Consider the following 16,895-nt stretch of genomic DNA (forward strand, 5'->3'; position numbering starts at 1 on the left):
TACATTCGCCTTGTTCCCGAGATGCGAAATCACTTCTGGCGGCGTTTGCGTTCCACCTTGCGTTTGATCTTGTCCTTCTTGCGCTTGGTGCTGACCGCCTTGCGTCGCGTTGGGCGCTTGGATGCTCCTCCGCGCCCCGTCGGCAGGGCATGATCGTCGATCGACAACAGCTCCAACTCCAGCCCGCCCGTCACAGGTGTCGCCTCGGTCAGACGCACGGTGACGCGTTGGCCGATGGCTATGATCAGCCCGGTGTCCGACCCCATCAGGGTTCCGGCCTCGCGGTCGAAATGGAAGAACTCGCGCCCCAAGGATCGCACCGGTACCAGACCGTCCGCGCCGGTCTCGTCCATTTTCACGAAAGCCCCAAACCGGGCGATACCACTGATCCGACCCGAGAACTCAGTCCCAACGCGCTCGCTCAGATAAGCCGCCAGATACCGGTCGGTCGTATCTCGTTCCGCCATCATCGAGCGGCGTTCGGTATCCGAGATATGAGTGGCAGTTTCATCTAGCCGGGCGATCTCATCCTCGGTCAGCCCATCGGTACCCCAGCCATGGGCCGAGATCAGCGCGCGGTGCACGATCAGGTCGGCATAGCGCCGGATGGGCGAGGTGAAATGCGCGTAATTCCGCAGCGCCAGCCCGAAATGGCCGAAATTTTCAGCGTTGTAATAGGCCTGCGCCATCGACCGCAGGGTGGTCAGGTTGATCAACTCTGCATCCTCGGTGCCCGCAGCCGCATTCAGCAGTGCGTTCAGGTGGCGGGTCTGCAACACCTGCCCCTTGGCCAAATTCAACCCCGCCGCCTGAGCCGTTTCCCGCAGGCTTTCCAGCTTCTCGGGTGCTGGTTCTTCGTGAACACGGAACAGCAGCGGGCGGCGCTTGGCGATCAGGGTTTCAGCCGCAGCGACATTAGCGAGGATCATGAACTCTTCGATCAGCTTATGCGCGTCCAGACGGTCGCGGAAAGCCACGCTTTGAACGTCGCCCGTATCGCTCAGGATAATCTTGCGTTCCGGCAAGTCCAGTTCCAGCGGTTGCCGCACACCCCGCGCCTTTTTCAGCGCAGCATACGCGGCATAGAGCGGTTTCAGCACCGTTTCCAACAAAGGCCCGGTGCGGTCGTTCGGGGTGCCGTCGATGGCTTCTTGCACCTCGGCATAATGCAAGGATGCGGCGGAGCGCATAAGCCCTCGCACGAATCGGTGGCCGATCTTGTTGCCCTCGGCGTCGATCTGCATCCGCACGGCGATACACGCGCGCGGGACGCCTTCGTGCAACGAACACAAATCACCGGACAGCCGATCCGGCAGCATCGGCACCACGCGGTCGGGGAAATAGCTGGAGTTGCCCCGCTTGCGCGCCTCGCGGTCCAGCGCCGTACCGGGCTGCACATAGGCGGCGACGTCAGCAATGGCGACCCAAATAACATGCCCCCCGGGGTTCTTAGGATCATCGTCAGCATGGGCGAAACAGGCGTCATCATGATCCCGCGCGTCTGAGGGGTCGATGGTCAGCAGCGGCATATCGCGCAGGTCTTCGCGCCCTTTCAGGCCAGCGGGTTTGGCCTTGTCGGCCTCTGCAATCACTGTGTCGGGAAAGTCATCGGGAATGCCATGCTGATGAATGGCGATCAGCGACACGGCCTTGGGGGCCGACGGGTCGCCCAGCCGTTCGACAATGCGGGCACGTGGCAGGCCCATGCGGGTCTTGGGTCCGGCCTGTTCGGCCTCGACCAACTCACCGTCTTTTGCACCCAGTACGGCACCTTCATTGACCAGCCACTCGTTCTGTCCGGCCTTGTCGATGGGCACGATCCGTCCGCCCTCGGTCCCTTTGCGGAAGATACCGACGATCTTGCGCGGGTTGGTTCCGATCCGGCGGATCAGGCGGGCCTCGTAATTATGGTCTTCCTCATGCACCACGGTCAGACGGGCCAGAATGCGGTCGCCTTCACCCAGCGCCGGGTCACTGGCGCGAGTGATCATCAGAACAACCGGCTCGACCCCTTCGCCATGCCATTCTAGCGGGCGCGCGAACAGATCACCATCGGCATTCGGCGCCTTCACCTGCAACACGCTGACAGGCGGCAAACGATCCGGGTCACGATAGCTGCGATTGCGCTTTTCAAGATGCCCTTCGGCCTCAAGTTCCTTGAGGATCCGTTTCAGGTCGATCCGATCCGCGCCCTTGATGCCAAAGGCTTTAGCAATGTCGCGTTTCGAGGTCAGGGTGGGGTTCGCCGAGATCCAATCGAGGACCTCTTGCTTGGTAGGGATGCGAGTCATGATTTCGGCCTATCACGGAGATGCGTCGGCGTCATGACCAAAAAGGGTCAGGCTCGCAGATCGGCAACCGTATCGACATCGCGCAGCTGATCCAGCATCGCCACCCGGCATCCGGGGATTGAGGCCAGCGTGTCAGCCAGCGCATGTTCCGTCGACCAGCGCACGTTTTGAAACAGGCTGTGTGGCAGGGCACCAATGCGTTGCGCCCCGACCAGCCAATATCCGCCATCCGGGGCCGGACCAAACACCATCTGGTTGCGCCCCAATGCCCGGAACGCGCGCGCGATATGCCCCCGTGTAACCCCTGGGATATCCGCACCGATCAGACAGACTGGCCCTGTTGGCATTTCCCGCAGCATCCGCCCCATACGATCGCCTAGATCCCCACGCCCCTGTGGCGCACGTGGCAGATCAGCGGGCCAGATGCGGCTGGTCAGCCCTTCGCGGTCCGGCGAGACCGCCAGCACGATCTGCCAGCGCGGATCGCGCAGGCGCCGGATCAAAGAGCGGGTCTGATGCCGAAACCACCACGCCGCACCGACCATACCGATATCGCGCCCCAACCGGGTTTTGACACGGCCCGGGCGCGGTTCTTTCACCATGATCACCAGGGTGCGCTGCATGAATCAGGAAAAATAGTCGGTCAGGATACGGGTATAGACCGCCTTGAGCTGTTCAATCTGCGCCACCTCAACGCATTCATCCACCTGATGCATGGTTTTGCCGACCAAACCAAATTCGACAACCGGACAATGATCCTTGACGAAACGCGCGTCCGAAGTACCCCCGGTTGTTGACATCTCGGGCGTGACCCCGGTTTCAGCCGCAACCGATTTGGCCACCAATTCCGACAGAGGGCCAGGAGGGGTCAGAAAGCTTTCGCCCGATATCTTGATACGCACATCAACATCAACGCCAAACGCGGCGGCTACATCGCGCGCCTGCGCTTGCAGCCAATCGCTGAGGCTGGCGCCGGAATGCAGATCGTTGAACCGGATGTTCACGGTCCCGCTGCACTGTGCCGGGATGACATTTGTGGCGGAATTACCCGTGTCGATCGCCACAACCGCCAGTGTCGAGGCGTCAAAATGATCTGATCCCCGGTCCAACTCGTGACTGGCCAGCCTGTCCATCAGCCGGGCCATGGCGGGCAGTGGGTTCTTTGCCCGGTGTGGATAGGCCGAATGGCCCTGCACACCTGTTACGGTAAACCAGGCTGTCATCGAGCCGCGACGGCCGATCTTCATCATTTCACCCATCCTGTTCGGGCAGGTGGGTTCACCGACCAGGCAGACGCTCATCCGCTCGCCGCATTGATCCATATGGTCAAGCAGGGCGGTGGTGCCATGCAGCGCATCAGCCTCTTCGTCACCCGTGATCGTCAGGATGATCGCCCCGTCGGGCGGCGTGTCGCGTACAAAATCCACTGCCGCCGCTGCAAAGGCCGCCACACCCGATTTCATGTCAGTGGCCCCGCGTCCATACATGAACCCTTCCCGGATTTCTGCCCCGAAAGGCGGTGTGGTCCAAGCGGCCTCGTCGCCCACCGGAACAACATCGGTGTGACCGTTGAACCCAAAGCTTCGGGCGTGACCTTTTGCACCCCATCGCGCAAACAGATTGCTGATGCCGGCGCGATCAACACGGGTACAATCAAACCCCGCCTGTGACAGGACATCCTGCAGCAGGACAAGGGCACCGCCTTCTTCAGGTGTGACCGATGGGCAACGGATCAGGTCGGCCGTCAACGCAATCGGATCTGTCATGGTGGGCCCTTTTCATAAAATTTCTTTCAGGTTCGTGCACAGATTCAACGAATTGGCCCGATTGCCAACCCCAACAGGCCAGAAACCGCGGGCTTTTTCCACCTTGTATCGAACTGACACCCCCGGAAAACATGGGGCCTTACGCTGCGATTGCCTTGTCTGCCGGTTCGAATTTGCGCTAGAGGGCCGCGAAACAGGTGATTTTACGATGACACGTGCTCTTTTCGCATTGATCTGCCTGACTTTCGCCGTTCTCGGCCAGCAAAGCCAGGCCCAGACGCTGACGGTTTCGACCGTGACACGGCCTCCGTTTTCTTTTGTCGAAGATGGAGCCCAAACCGGATTCTCGATGGACCTGCTTGAGGCGTTGGCTGAATCCCTGAATTGGGACTATTCCATCCAACGTTCCGACGCCTTTGGCGACATGCTGGGCGCAGTGCAGAACAGATCCGCAGATCTGGCCATCGCCAATATCTCGATCACTGCCTCGCGAGAAACGCAGATGGACTTCAGCCAGCCGATTTTCGAGGCTGGTTTGCAGATCATGGTGCCATCGGACGCGGTGCGCCGCCCGTCACTGCTACATGCGTTACTGTCGCGCGAATTGTTCATTGCTATCGGGCTTGCCTTTGCCATCCTTCTTGGCGGCGGCATGCTGATGTGGGTGTTCGAGCGCCGCTCGCAGCCCTATTTCGACCGCAAGCTAGACGAGGCCTGGTTCCCCTCATTCTGGTGGGCCTTGAATCTGGTGGTCAATGGCGGGTTTGAGGAACGAATGCCGCGCACGCCATTTGGTCGAATTCTGGGTGTAGTGCTGGTTGTATCTTCGCTGTTTATCGTCTCGGTCTTCACTGCGCGGATCACCTCGGTCATGACAGTGGATGCAATCAGTGGCAGCGTGAATTCGATAAATGACCTTTACGGCAAAGAGGTCGGAACAATCTCGAATTCAACCGCTGCTAACTTTCTGAACCGCCGCGAGATCGAGTTTACCAACTATGATGGGCTCGACCCCATGCTTGAAGCTTTTCGCAACGAGGAACTGGACGCCATCGTGTTCGACGCGCCGATCCTGTCCTATTTCGCCGCCCATGAAGGCCGCCGGATTGCCTCGATGACAGGCGGTATATTCCTGCGCGAGAATTACGGCATTGCCTTCCCCACCGGGTCCCCCCTGGTCGAAGACGTCAACCAGGCGCTGCTGGCGCTGCGCGAAGACGGCACCTATGACGAGATTTATCGCAAGTGGTTTGGGGCGCGGAACTAAGCCGTCTCTTCATCCCCGAAAAACGGGGTCATCTGCGCCACGATCACTGCATTTTCATCCAGCGCGCGCTGCATCAGGGCCCGTTCATCCGGGTCGATCTCGTGACCTTGCGCTTCACGTTCAGCCAAAGTGCCATAGCCTGTGACATCCAAAGGCGCGGTATCTGCCTGTTTCAGGATCGCCACCGTTTCGCGCACGGCCTCGGCCTCGTCGACGCCGCTGGCAAAACACATCAATGCCGCCCCGGTTGCGCCGTCGGGCAGGCCATCGCCATCCTTGCGACCGATCTGCACAAGCAGGGTATAGACCTGCTGACGCGAAGGTTTCTTTTGCTTTTCCATGCAAGGGGCCATAGCCGCGCACCTGCCTGCGGTCAAGCAGCCGGGGAATTGCAGTGGATCGCCTGTGCCGCCATAGTGCCCGCAGTAACCTGACACCGATCACAAAAGGACGTTGCCATGACTTATCCGGATTTCATCACAGGATTCCCAAGCCTCGACGTGCCCTTCCCCGAAGATGTGGTGCAAACGGCCGTGATCAGATCAGACGCGGGGCTGGTGGCGTTTTTTACCTTTCTTCAGGATTTCGAACTGCCCCTTCATTCCCATCTGGCACAATGGGGAACTGTGGTCGAAGGTGAGATTGAGCTGACCATTGGCGATGAAACCAAGAGCTATGGCCCCGGTGACAGCTATTCGATCCCCGCAGGAGTGGAGCATGGCGGCAAGATCAAAGCCGGGTCGCGCGTCATTGATGTGTTCGAAGAACCGGACCGCTATCCGGTCAAAGGGTAAGCGATAACAAAAAAAGGGCCGCAGCGGATCGCGCTGCAGCCCCCTTGTTTGATCCGCGCCCAGTATTAGTCGCGCAGCAGCTCGTTGATCCCGGTTTTCGAGCGGGTCTTTTCATCCACCCGTTTCACGATCACGGCGCAGTAGAGGTTGATGTTGTTCTTGGACGGCATCGAGCCCGCAACAACCACCGAATAGGGCGGAACTTCACCATAGGTGACCTCGCCGGTTTCGCGGTCGACGATCTTGGTCGATTTGCCGATGAACACGCCCATGCCCAGAACCGAGCCTTCGCGCACGATGCAGCCTTCGACCACTTCGGACCGGGCGCCGATAAAGCAATTGTCTTCGATGATGGTCGGACCCGCCTGCATCGGTTCCAGAACGCCGCCGATCCCAACACCACCCGACAGATGGACGTTCTTGCCGATCTGCGCGCATGAACCGACGGTGGCCCAAGTATCAACCATTGTGCCCTCGTCCACATAGGCACCCAGGTTCACAAATGACGGCATCAGAACCACGCCGGGCGCAATAAAGGCGGATTTGCGAACGACGCAATTCGGCACCGCGCGAAAGCCAGCGGCCCGCCATTGGTTTTCACCCCAACCCGCGAACTTGCTGTCCACCTTGTCCCACCAGCCGCCGTCCTGAGCGCCGCCGGTCTGGATTTCCATATCCTTGATGCGAAAGCCCAGCAGAACCGCTTTTTTCGCCCACTGGTTCACATGCCAGTCGCCGCTGTCTTGCTTTTCCGCGACCCGCAGCGACCCGCTGTCCAGCGCGTTCAGCGTATCTTCGATCGCTTCGCGTGTCTCGCCGGTGGCGGCGGGGGTGATGGCATCTCGCGCCTCCCAGGCGGCTTCGATGGCGGCTTCCAGTTGCGCGTTGGACATTTGGCGGCTCCCTGCAGATTCTGTTCACGCTTGTGTTGCCTATACGCAAGCGACGGACTGGCTGCAATGCGACGCTGAGCGCGCGCTTTGCGGCTGTTTGTTGCGGTTTCAGCCGTTCAGAGGGTCCGGTGAGATGTTTCCACCACAGATCAGCACCGCCACCCGTTCGCCCGGCTCTGGCGTGTAAGCCCCCGAAAGCAGCGCAGCCAAGGCTGTTGCGCCCGCTGGTTCCACCAGAATCCGATGCGCCCGCCACAGGGCCTTCTGCGCCTGCGCGATGGCCTCATCACTGACCAGAACTGATTGCACGCCCTGTGCCAGATCGAAACAAATCGAGCCGATCCGCCGCGCGCCCAGCGCATTTGCCGCAATGCCCGAGACGGACACATCCACCGGTTCTCCCGCCTGCAGGGCTGCATTCAGCGCGCAGGAGGTTTCCGGCTCAACCGCCACGACCTTGCGCGTGCCTTGCAGCCAGGCCAGCGCCCCGGCGATCAGACCGCCACCGCCCACCGCGATCAATACGGTATCCGCTTTCAGGCCCTGTGCCTCCCATTCGGCAAAGCAGGTTCCCTGCCCGGCGACCGTAGCGGGGGCGTCATAGGCGTGAATCTGCATCGCGCCCGACGCATCCTCATACGCCTGCGCCGCAGCAAGAGCGTTGGCATATTCTCCCGGCACCACGCTCAGATCTGCGCCTGCCTGTTCAATCAGCGCAATCTTGGACGGCCCTGCCAGTTCCGGGACAAAAATCTTGGCCGGATAGCCTAGCGCCTGTGCCGCATAGGCTGCGGCTGCGCCATGATTGCCGCCCGATGCGGCCACAACACCAGCCTCGGGCACATCCGAACTGATCAGAGTGTTAAACGCCCCGCGCGCCTTGAAACTGCCGGTGTGCTGCATATGCTCCAGCTTCATTTCCACCGAATAACCCAGACCCAAGGCACGGCTTTCCATGACTGGCGTCACTTGTGCATAGCCGGTTATGCGATGCTGTGCCGCCAGTATTTCGCTCTTCCAATTCATTCTCATCTTTCCGTGACTGGCACTCTGCGCCCGAACCCTATAGCTGTTTGGAAAACACGCAAGCAGGGATCGTTACCCCATGAGAGAAGACCGCCTCAGCCCGTTTCGCGACGCGCAGACCGACCGTTCGACCGCAAGCGAGGTACCCGACACCCCGCAAACCCGCTCACCCGCCTATCGCCTTGCCTTTGCCGATGAGGATTTCCTGTGCCGGGACGAGCTGCGCCCGGTGCGCTTGCAGCTGGAACTGCTCAAGCCCGAGATGATCATGACCGAGCGTGAGATCACCTCGACCATCGTCATGTTCGGCGGCGCGCGTATCCCTGAGCCGTCACAGAAACACACCGCGCGGACGGAAACGCTGGCCGGGCTGTCGGAATATTACGACGAAGCGCGCGAGTTTGCCCGGTTGATGACCGAGAAATCGAACGAAACCGGCGGGCGCGAGAATGTAATCGTCACCGGCGGTGGCCCCGGCGTGATGGAGGCTGGCAACCGCGGCGCGCAGGATGCGAACGGCTGTTCCATCGGCCTGAACATTGTGCTGCCGCATGAACAGGCACCGAACCTGTACGTTACGCCCGAGCTCAGCTTTAACTTCCACTATTTCGCCATCCGCAAGATGCATTTCCTGATGCGCGCCCGCGCCATCACCATCTTCCCCGGCGGCTTTGGCACCATGGATGAGCTGTTCGAGTCCCTGACCCTGATTCAAACCGGCCGTATGGAGCGCGTGCCTTTCCTGCTATTCGGTCGCGCGTTCTGGGAAAAGGTCATCAACTGGGAGGCGCTGGCCGATGCCGGCACCATCTCGGACGAGGATCTGGACCTGTTCCGGTTCGTCGATACCGCGCAAGAGGCGGTCGACATAATCGAGAAATGGGAACCCACCCCGCCCCGTGACGAAATACCGGGGCGCTAAACGATGGGGCGCAAGACCGGCGAGATGCTGCATCTGCGGGGCAACGCACTGACCAAGGGCGAGCCCGTGGCCCTGCCCCTGACCCAAAGCAGTATGTTCCACCTGCCCGGCGCACCGGACGGGCATGATTTCTACGGTCGCGTCAACAACCCAACCTGGGAACATCTGGAACAGGTTCTCGCCCATCTTGAAGACGCCCCCTGCCTGGCTTTCCCGTCGGGCATGGCGGCGATCTCGGCCGCGTTGTTTGCCACGGTCAAAGCCGGGTCGCGCATCCTGATCCCGTCGGATGGCTATTACGTCACTCGCGTGCTGGCCGACCGATTTCTGTCTGGTCTGGGTGTCATCGTGACAGAACGCCCGACAACCGCCTTTTCCGAAGGCGGGTTCGACGGCATCGATGTGGTCTTTGTCGAAAGCCCCTCGAACCCTGGTCTGGATATGATGGACCTGCCAGCCATCGCGTCGTCCGTGCGCGCAGCTGGTGGGATCACCATTGCTGACAACACAACCATGACACCACTGGGCCAGCGTCCTTTGGATATGGGCGTAGATATCGTCGTGTCCTCGGACACCAAGGCCATGGGTGGGCATTCCGATCTGCTGATGGGCCATGTGGCCAGCCGCAATACAGATGTCATGGAGCGGGTCGAGGAATGGCGGCGTGTCTCTGGCGCGATCCCCGGTCCGCACGAGGCTTGGTTGCTGCATCGTGGGCTGGAAACACTGGATGTTCGGTTCGACCGGATGTGCAGCTCAGCCCAGGTGTTGGCAGAACGGTTGGCGGCGCATCTGGCTGTGAAAGACATCCGCTATCCCGGCCTGCCAAGTGACCCATCCTACACCTTGGCACAGGCTCAGACCACGCGGTTCGGATTCCTTCTTTCGATCACGTTGGAAACCCAGGCCAAGGCCGAAACCTTCATCAACACCTGTCCAATGCTGCGCCCTGCGACGTCTTTTGGCGGCGTCCATAGCTCGGCCGAGCGCCGCGCCCGTTGGGGCGACGACGTTGACCCCGCTTTTGTCCGTCTGTCGGTGGGATGCGAGCCGGTGGTTGAGCTTTGGCAGGCAATCGATGCCAGCCTGAACGCGCTGTAATTACTTTTTGGGCGTGCGCAGCTCGGTGAACACGTAGATCGGCAGCACGACGCTGGCGATCAGCGCGCCCAGCCAGACCAGCAATGTCGCAGCCAGCAGGTTGGAAATTCCGCCAACCGTCAACCCATTGGTCACCAGATCGGTCACAAGCAGGCCAACAAAGGTCACGATCAACGCGATCCCGCCTTTCAACGAAGGCGCCCTTTTCTCACCCAACTTCAGGATCAGCGGCTCGGCCACCACCTGCACCAGCGTGAAGACGATCACCACAACGATGAATGAAATCGGCTTGATTGCAAAACCGGTCAGTAGCAAAGCGGCCAACATTAACCCAATGGCATTGCCCGCCAGCAGGGCCAGAACCGATTTAAGTCTGCGCGTCATCGGCTAATCTCCGTCAATGAATAATATGAAACAGCCTGATAGTATCAGAGATTACGAAACTTGCGAACCAATTTAGCCACCGGTCCTTTTTGACCTGTTGAAATCACGTGATAAAATACCTTCATCATGATCAGCCCTTCCCCCATCCATGAGAGGTGAGATGAGCGACGATCCCTATGCCGCACTTGGCGTGGCCAAAGATGCCAGCGACGCTGAAATCAAAAAAGCGTATCGGCGTATTGCCAAGGAATGCCATCCGGACTTGAAACCCGGGGACGCCGAGGCCGAAGCCAATTTCAAGGCCGCCGCCGCGGCCTATGATCTGTTGAAAGATCCTGAGACGCGCAAACGCTATGACAATGGTGAGATTGATGCCTCGGGACAGGAACGCCCGCAACAGCAATACTATCGCGATTACGCCGAAGCCGCCGGCAACCCCTATCGCGGGCAGGCGACGGACCCGGACGACATGTCGGATATATTTGCCGAATTCATGCGGGGTCGCGGCGGATTTGGTGGGCAAGGCGGCCGCGAGTTTCACGCGCCCGGCCACAATCTGAACTTCACGCTTCAGATCAGCTTTCTGGATGCGGTATTCGGCGCCAGCCAGAAGCTGACCCTGCCGGATGGGGACCGGATCGAAGTCAAGATACCCGCAGGGATCACAAGCGGTCAGACCATTCGCCTGCGGGGCAAGGGTGCCGCTGGCTATGGTGAGGGGCCGCGCGGCGATGCGCTGGTGACAGTATCAGTCGCGGATCATCCGGTATTCGACCGTCAGGGAAATGACATTCACATCACGCTGCCCATCACGATTGATGAGGCGGTGCTGGGCGGCAAAGTGGCGGCGCCCACGATCGATGGGGGCGTAAACGTGACCGTTCCGGCCGGAACCAGCAGCGGCAGAACCCTGCGCCTGCGGGGTAAGGGCGTCAAGAAGCGCGGCTCGGCCGAACGGGGCGACCAGTTGATCGAGCTGACCATTTCAATGCCCGATCAAATCGATGATGAGTTGAGGCAATTTATGGATTCATGGCGAGAAACCCACCGCTATGACCCACGCAAAGGAATGCCGTCATGACCCGCACCCTGACCGAAGAGGAACTGATCACCGCCGTAGCCCGGCTGACTTCGACCCGATTGACAGAATATCTGGCCGCCGAAATCGTGATCCCCGAACAAACAGATCGCGGATTGGTCTATCACAGCATCGACGTTGCCCGGCTGGAGTTGGCCTGCGAGTTGCACGACCAATACGAAATGGAGGCAGACGCAGTGTCGATGATGATTTCCCTGATCGACCAGATGCATGGGCTGCGCGCAGAACTTCGAGAGGTCCTGAACGCCGTCGCAGCGCAGCCAGATCCGGTTCGTCAGCAACTGATCAAAGTGATCGGCACCGCGAGATTTGGGTGAGAGCGGCCTAATTGTCGACCAGATATTCTTCGGGAACGAAGAATGTGTAATCTCGGTCGGCAACCGCCTCGTGGCAATCGTGGCAATACGCAACTGCGTTGGCGCGATCCCCCAACGTGTCCCCAAACAATGACCCGTCCGGCATGACCATGATATAGCGCCAGTCAGCCGTAGCAGGGTTGGCGCCCTCGGCCAGTTTCTGCATGACGAACATCGCGCCGGGATGGCTTTTCCCCTCATCCGTAACGGTCACGCTGTCCTTGGCCAGCACAGACCCCACCGGAAGCTTTTCGCCTTCCGTCAGGGTTGCATAATTATACGCCATCCGGTTTGCATAGCTGTTCACAAATCGCCGACCATGGGTTTCAGATATATAGGGCGCATCGTTGTACAGCGGCCAGTTTTGGTAATTCAGAAGCAAATCCAACTGCGCTGCGGCATAGCCGCGTGCCATCCGGCGCTGCAACGAGTCATAAATTTCACGCGCGTCGTCCTTGGTCAGATCAGCCGGATTTTCGATAGCCAGATGAGCATCCTCATCATTTGACTGCGCAACAGCATCAGTTACGGCGACGGCCGCACAAGCCAAAACTAAAACAAAACTAAAGTACGGGATTTTCAATCGAAACATCATAGAGATAACCCAACTCGTAACCTGTTATGCCGCAATCGGCACACGGAGCTGAAATACAAGGTAGCCGCCGTGAACGAATTTGCCACATGCCAGCCACCGAACTCACCCTATTGTGCGCAAGTGAGCCTGGTGCATCCACACCTAGCCTCTGAAACATATCAAATTTTGCATTCTATAGACAGCGCCCCAAAAATTAATTTTGCGATGCGCCGTCTATTCAGCCGCTTATCCGCGGTCGAGACCGGCCTCGGCCTCAATCTGCTTGCGCGATTTACGGGCGCGTTCGGTGGCCGATTTCAGCTGACCGCAGGCCGCCATAATGTCCTCGCCCCGCGTCTTGCGGATGGGCGAGGCATACCCGGCCTGATAGATGATATTGGCAAAAGCCCGAATACGATTGTTCGAGCTGCGCTTATACGGCGCGCCGGGCCATTCGTTGAACGGGATCAGATTGATCTTAGCCGGGATTTTGTGGCGCTTGATATGTTCGATCAGACGATGCGCATCCTCATCGCTGTCATTCACACCATCAAGCATCACGTATTCAAACGTAATCCGTTCCGAATTGGAAACCTTGGGATAGCTGGCCAAAGCCTGCAGCAACTCTTCGATATTCCAGCGTTTGTTGATCGGCACCAGCACATCGCGGACTTCATTGGTCGTCGCGTGGAACGAAATTGCCAGCAGGCAGCCAATTTCCTGCGCGGTACGCGCGATCTCGGGCACCACGCCCGATGTCGACAGGGTAATCCGGCGGCGAGACAGCGAGATACCTTCGGGGTCCATCGCGATTTTCATCGCGTCACGGACGTTCTCAAAATTGTAAAGAGGCTCGCCCATACCCATCAGAACGATGTTCGACAGCAGGCGGGTTTCGTCCTTGGGCGCTCCCGGTACCGGCCACTCGTCAAGATCATCCCGCGCCATCATCACCTGACCGACAATTTCCGCCGCCGTCAGGTTGCGCACCAGTTTCTGCGTGCCTGTATGGCAGAAGGAACAAGTCAGCGTGCAACCGACCTGAGACGAGATACACAGCGTGCCGCGATCGTCCTCGGGAATATAAACCACCTCGACCTCATGCCCGCCAGCAATACGGACCAAATACTTGCGTGTGCCATCCTCGGACACTTGTCGGGTCACAACCTCGGGGATTTCGATCACGAAATGCTCGGCCAGCTGGGTACGATAGGCTTTGGCCAGATTGGTCATCTCGGCAAAGTCGCGCACACCCCATTGGTAAATCCACTGCCAGATCTGGCCCGTGCGCATCTTGGCCTGTTTTTCAGGCGTGCCGTGTTCGATCAGGGTCTCGCGCAGGCGATCCCGGGTCAACCCGACAAGGTTCACCTTCCCCTCCGGCAATTTGCGGGGGATGGTCATGACGTCTTGAGTGATCGGCGCTTTGGGCGACATAGGTGGGTCTCGAAGATTCTGGCTTGGAATGCGCCTCTATATAGGACTGCGCGCAAAGATCAAAAGAATTCGTCGCGCCTAATTTACAAAACGCAGCAATTCGTCAATCCGCAGGCGCCCCAATTCAATCCGGCAAGAGGTGATACCAATGCCGGTTCCCGACCCACCACCAAAAGACGCGCCGACCGCCTCGCACTGCGCATCACGATACCCGACCCAGGCGCTTTGCGCCGCCTCCATCGCAGGCGCCGCGCTTGTCCGTCCGGTCACCTCGTCCAACGCGTTGGCTGCATCCATGGCAAAGCCAAAACTATCGGTCAGCGCAGCCTCAACCCCCGCTTCCATACTGGCAACGCAAGATCCGATTTCGACTTGTGAACTTGCGTTCGTGCATTCCATTGCAGGATCCGCCACAGCCAACGTGGGGGTTAAAACAGCCATTATCACCAAACGCATGACATACTCCTCGAAGGGTCGTTAGACTAACGCGTTCAGCTTAGCACAGCGACGCCAGAGGTTACAAAAAACCGCGGGGGATCAACCCCGCGGTCATTCGAACTCCTATGCCGCCCGGACGTTTCCAGGCCAGCCGTATTGGATCACGCACCTGCTGGTGGAATAAAGCAATCCTCGGCGTCCAGCGTTTTGACCGGATCGTTTGGCCCACATTGCTCTCCCGAAACCGGGTATGTCTCAGCGGATTTATCACAAGCGCTCAGCAATACGACGGCGGTCAGCACAAACAGGCCCAAAACTTTCTTCTGCATCGATGCTCTCCTTTTCTCTCTGCTTGAACCGATTAGTTCAGTATTTCAGAGCGCGGAGCATTGACGCAGATCAAATTTATAGATGACGTTAAGTTAAGCTATGAAGGAGGGCGGTCCTATCCTGCGAAACTGGCACCACTTTGCAAGCCGGGCCACTGCCCGAGCGCTGGCGCGCTCAGTTGGTACAGCGTTTCTCGGCGTCGTCTAAAGCGGCTGTGAAGCCCAGCAATGAGAAAGTATCTTTGGTCTGAGTGCCGCGCTCGGACCGGGCGGTCAGCACTGCTTCGGTACCGCTTTTCATGGCAGCGATTACTTTTTGGTCATCACCCTCTGACGCGGGCCAGGCCCATTCGCCTTCGGTGCTGAATTCGAAGCTGTTTCCGTCGATGGATACAGATACGGTCGATCCCGCGGCAAACGGATAGCCCCCGGTGAATGAGACGCGCCCCTTCACATCGGGATCAGGTCTGAACACGACAAACAGCAGGATGTCGCTGCGCCTCACCGAAACAACGCGCCCGCCGCGCGTGTTGACGGTTTCATCCGGCGTTGCAACGCTCCAGCATTCGGTTGGGTCCTCTTCCACAAACACACTCCAGTCGGTGTTTACGGATACTCTATTGGTGCTGTCTGCCTGCTGAGCGGTTGCAGCCGTTGTCATCCCTGCCACGCACAGGCCCGCGATTACGCGGACGAGCTTTGATCCCATCTGTCCAGCCTCCTAGCTCGACCTAATACCTCATACCCACCGGAATGGCTCGCGAACCCTGACGGTTCGTCTGTAAGTTGCGTCTTCCGGTGATTGCCGACATACACACACTATCGCAAGTTTCGCCATAGGCGAAAGGGCGGTTGGCAGTTTTTTGCGCATGTTTAGGAGGGTCCCGATGACGCAGCCTGTAGCAATGACCGAACTATGGCGGGGGCCTTTACTGGAAAGCCTGCATCTGGGACATGCGGTTATCTGTGATGACACGGGTCAAATCGTGCGCAGCTGGGGCGACCCGGAGGCGATAATCTACCCCCGGTCTTCGGCCAAGATGATACAGGCCCTGCCGTTGATTACATCTGGGGCGGCCGCGAAATACGGGCTGAACAGCGAGCATCTGGCATTGGCCTGTGCCTCGCATAACGGCGCGCATATTCACACAGACAGGGTAACGTCCTGGCTGGACCATCTGGGCCTGGCAGAACCCGATTTGCGCTGTGGGCCGCAAGAGCCTCAGGATATGGCGGCGCGCGACGGGCTGATACTTGCCGACGACACGCCCTGTCAGATCCACAACAACTGCTCGGGCAAACATTGCGGGTTTTTGACGGTAGCACAGCATATGGGCGCCGGGCCGGAATATCTTGAAATCGACCACCCGGTTCAACAGGCCTGTTTGTCCGCGCTGGAAGAAACCACCGGCGAAACCAGCCCCGGCTATGGCATCGATGGCTGTTCCGCCCCGAACTTTGCCACCTCGCTGGTGGGGATGGCACGGTCGATGGCGTGGTTTGCCTCGGCGGCGGACCGGTCGGACCGGGCCAGCGATGCGGCACAACACCTGACCGCGGCGATGATCAAACATCCCGAGCTGGTGGCCGGAGAGACGCGCGCCTGTACCGAGCTGATGCGCGCCATGAACGGGCGCGCCGCGATCAAGACCGGGGCCGAGGCCGTATTCATCGCCATCATCCCTGAAAAACGCATGGGCGTCGCGCTGAAGATCACCGATGGCGCCACCCGTGCCAGCGAATGCGCCATTGCTGCCATTCTGGTCAGCCTCGGCGTACTGGAGGCCGATCACCCGGCCACCCGCACCTTTATGAACGCCACGCAATACAGCCGTCGCGGGCTGGAATGTGGCGTGATCCGACCCGCGCCGGGTTTCCCCGGCTAGGGCCGCTACATCTCAATCTCGTGAATCTCGGCCACCTCGACCGAGCCTGACCCGTTTACGACCATGGGGCATCCCTTGGCCATTTCATTGGCGGCGTCGATGCTGTCGGCCTTGATCACGGTAAAGCCGGATACCGGGTTGGCACCGCCATTGTCGACCACACCGCCCGAGCTGACGGTATAGGACTGGCCCACCGGGTTGCCGGGTATTTCTAGTGACGGGCCCATATTCTGAAACCACGCGCCCCAGGCGGCCATGGTTGCTTCGACTTCGGCCGGGTCCGATGGCGTGGTCCCGCCGTGATAGACAAACAGAAACTGTGGCATTTCTTT

The 16,895-nt window shown here is 59.3% G+C and carries 20 protein-coding genes; 7 read left to right on the top strand and 13 right to left on the bottom strand.

Translation table 11 applies throughout. From position 1 onward, the window contains the following. Positions 1-29 precede the first annotated feature (29 nt). The 3 genes from rnr to dapE are packed head-to-tail and all read right to left on the bottom strand — an operon-like array spanning position 30 to position 4,057. Positions 30-2,291, bottom strand: a complete 2,262-nt coding sequence (gene rnr, locus FN806_RS11470; RefSeq protein ID WP_142637188.1) for a ribonuclease R — start codon at positions 2,289-2,291, stop codon at positions 30-32. Between the two features lie 47 nt (positions 2,292-2,338). Next, positions 2,339-2,914: a TIGR04282 family arsenosugar biosynthesis glycosyltransferase gene (locus FN806_RS11475; protein ID WP_142637190.1), complete on the bottom strand. Its 576-nt coding sequence runs from the start codon at positions 2,912-2,914 to the stop codon at positions 2,339-2,341. 3 nt (positions 2,915-2,917) lie between these two features. Then, positions 2,918-4,057, bottom strand: a complete 1,140-nt coding sequence (gene dapE, locus FN806_RS11480; protein WP_142637192.1) for a succinyl-diaminopimelate desuccinylase — start codon at positions 4,055-4,057, stop codon at positions 2,918-2,920. 208 nt (positions 4,058-4,265) lie between these two features. Here dapE and FN806_RS11485 point away from each other — a divergent pair, with 208 nt between their 5' ends. Continuing rightward, a complete protein-coding gene (locus FN806_RS11485; protein WP_142637194.1) occupies positions 4,266-5,324 on the top strand; it encodes a transporter substrate-binding domain-containing protein in 1,059 nt (352 codons plus the stop codon). Here FN806_RS11485 and FN806_RS11490 read toward each other — a convergent pair. Continuing rightward, the gene (locus FN806_RS11490; protein WP_039539567.1) at positions 5,321-5,665 is read right to left on the bottom strand and encodes a hypothetical protein; all 345 of its coding nucleotides are present in this window, start codon (positions 5,663-5,665) and stop codon (positions 5,321-5,323) included. The genes FN806_RS11485 and FN806_RS11490 overlap by 4 nt on opposite strands. A gap of 117 nt (positions 5,666-5,782) precedes the next feature. Between FN806_RS11490 and FN806_RS11495 the strand changes: the two genes are divergently transcribed. Beyond that, positions 5,783-6,118: a cupin domain-containing protein gene (locus tag FN806_RS11495; RefSeq protein WP_142637196.1), complete on the top strand. Its 336-nt coding sequence runs from the start codon at positions 5,783-5,785 to the stop codon at positions 6,116-6,118. Between the two features lie 65 nt (positions 6,119-6,183). Here FN806_RS11495 and dapD read toward each other — a convergent pair whose 3' ends face one another. Further along, positions 6,184-7,011: a 2,3,4,5-tetrahydropyridine-2,6-dicarboxylate N-succinyltransferase gene (dapD, locus tag FN806_RS11500; RefSeq protein WP_142637199.1), complete on the bottom strand. Its 828-nt coding sequence runs from the start codon at positions 7,009-7,011 to the stop codon at positions 6,184-6,186. A gap of 108 nt (positions 7,012-7,119) precedes the next feature. Next, complete coding sequence (locus tag FN806_RS11505) at positions 7,120-8,037, bottom strand: serine/threonine dehydratase (protein WP_142637201.1); 918 nt, start codon at positions 8,035-8,037, stop codon at positions 7,120-7,122. 79 nt (positions 8,038-8,116) lie between these two features. Between FN806_RS11505 and FN806_RS11510 the strand changes: the two genes are divergently transcribed. Together FN806_RS11510 and FN806_RS11515 are read left to right on the top strand one after the other, a co-directional pair. Continuing rightward, a complete protein-coding gene (locus tag FN806_RS11510; RefSeq protein ID WP_142637203.1) occupies positions 8,117-8,959 on the top strand; it encodes an LOG family protein in 843 nt (280 codons plus the stop codon). Positions 8,960-8,962: 3 nt separating this feature from the next. Next, positions 8,963-10,060, top strand: a complete 1,098-nt coding sequence (locus tag FN806_RS11515; RefSeq protein WP_142637205.1) for a cystathionine gamma-lyase — start codon at positions 8,963-8,965, stop codon at positions 10,058-10,060. On the opposite strand, the gene FN806_RS11520 is transcribed toward FN806_RS11515, so the two are convergent. Continuing rightward, the gene (locus FN806_RS11520; protein WP_142637207.1) at positions 10,061-10,444 is read right to left on the bottom strand and encodes a hypothetical protein; all 384 of its coding nucleotides are present in this window, start codon (positions 10,442-10,444) and stop codon (positions 10,061-10,063) included. 160 nt (positions 10,445-10,604) lie between these two features. Between FN806_RS11520 and FN806_RS11525 the strand changes: the two genes are divergently transcribed. Continuing rightward, positions 10,605-11,525, top strand: a complete 921-nt coding sequence (locus tag FN806_RS11525) for a DnaJ C-terminal domain-containing protein (protein WP_142637209.1) — start codon at positions 10,605-10,607, stop codon at positions 11,523-11,525. Then, positions 11,522-11,860 (top strand): hypothetical protein, encoded by a 339-nt coding sequence (locus FN806_RS11530; protein ID WP_142637211.1) that lies wholly within the window; start codon positions 11,522-11,524, stop codon positions 11,858-11,860. Before FN806_RS11525 ends, FN806_RS11530 begins: the two co-directional genes overlap by 4 nt. A 7-nt stretch (positions 11,861-11,867) precedes the next feature. Here FN806_RS11530 and FN806_RS11535 read toward each other — a convergent pair whose 3' ends face one another. From FN806_RS11535 to FN806_RS11550, 5 genes are all read right to left on the bottom strand, one after another. Further along, positions 11,868-12,494 carry a cytochrome P460 family protein gene (locus tag FN806_RS11535; RefSeq protein WP_246097234.1) on the bottom strand — a complete coding sequence of 209 codons (627 nt, stop codon included), beginning with the start codon at positions 12,492-12,494 and terminating at the stop codon, positions 11,868-11,870. 225 nt (positions 12,495-12,719) lie between these two features. Continuing rightward, complete coding sequence (rlmN, locus tag FN806_RS11540; RefSeq protein WP_142637213.1) at positions 12,720-13,910, bottom strand: dual-specificity RNA methyltransferase RlmN; 1,191 nt, start codon at positions 13,908-13,910, stop codon at positions 12,720-12,722. A 78-nt stretch (positions 13,911-13,988) separates the two neighbouring features. Continuing rightward, positions 13,989-14,366: a lysozyme inhibitor LprI family protein gene (locus FN806_RS11545; RefSeq protein WP_246097235.1), complete on the bottom strand. Its 378-nt coding sequence runs from the start codon at positions 14,364-14,366 to the stop codon at positions 13,989-13,991. Between the two features lie 143 nt (positions 14,367-14,509). After that, positions 14,510-14,677: a hypothetical protein gene (locus FN806_RS20485; protein WP_185956689.1), complete on the bottom strand. Its 168-nt coding sequence runs from the start codon at positions 14,675-14,677 to the stop codon at positions 14,510-14,512. Positions 14,678-14,852: 175 nt separating this feature from the next. Continuing rightward, a complete protein-coding gene (locus tag FN806_RS11550) occupies positions 14,853-15,386 on the bottom strand; it encodes an invasion associated locus B family protein (protein ID WP_142637215.1) in 534 nt (177 codons plus the stop codon). A 178-nt stretch (positions 15,387-15,564) separates the two neighbouring features. On the opposite strand from FN806_RS11550, the gene FN806_RS11555 reads away from it, so the two are divergent. Further along, positions 15,565-16,563: an asparaginase gene (locus FN806_RS11555; RefSeq protein ID WP_142637217.1), complete on the top strand. Its 999-nt coding sequence runs from the start codon at positions 15,565-15,567 to the stop codon at positions 16,561-16,563. 5 nt (positions 16,564-16,568) lie between these two features. Here the strand turns inward: FN806_RS11555 and FN806_RS11560 are convergent, their stop codons facing one another. Then, positions 16,569-16,889: a YciI family protein gene (locus tag FN806_RS11560; RefSeq protein WP_142637219.1), complete on the bottom strand. Its 321-nt coding sequence runs from the start codon at positions 16,887-16,889 to the stop codon at positions 16,569-16,571. Between the last annotated feature and the right edge of the window lie 6 nt (positions 16,890-16,895).

The organism is Ruegeria faecimaris, assembly GCF_900182615.1.
Lineage (GTDB): Bacteria > Pseudomonadota > Alphaproteobacteria > Rhodobacterales > Rhodobacteraceae > Ruegeria > Ruegeria faecimaris.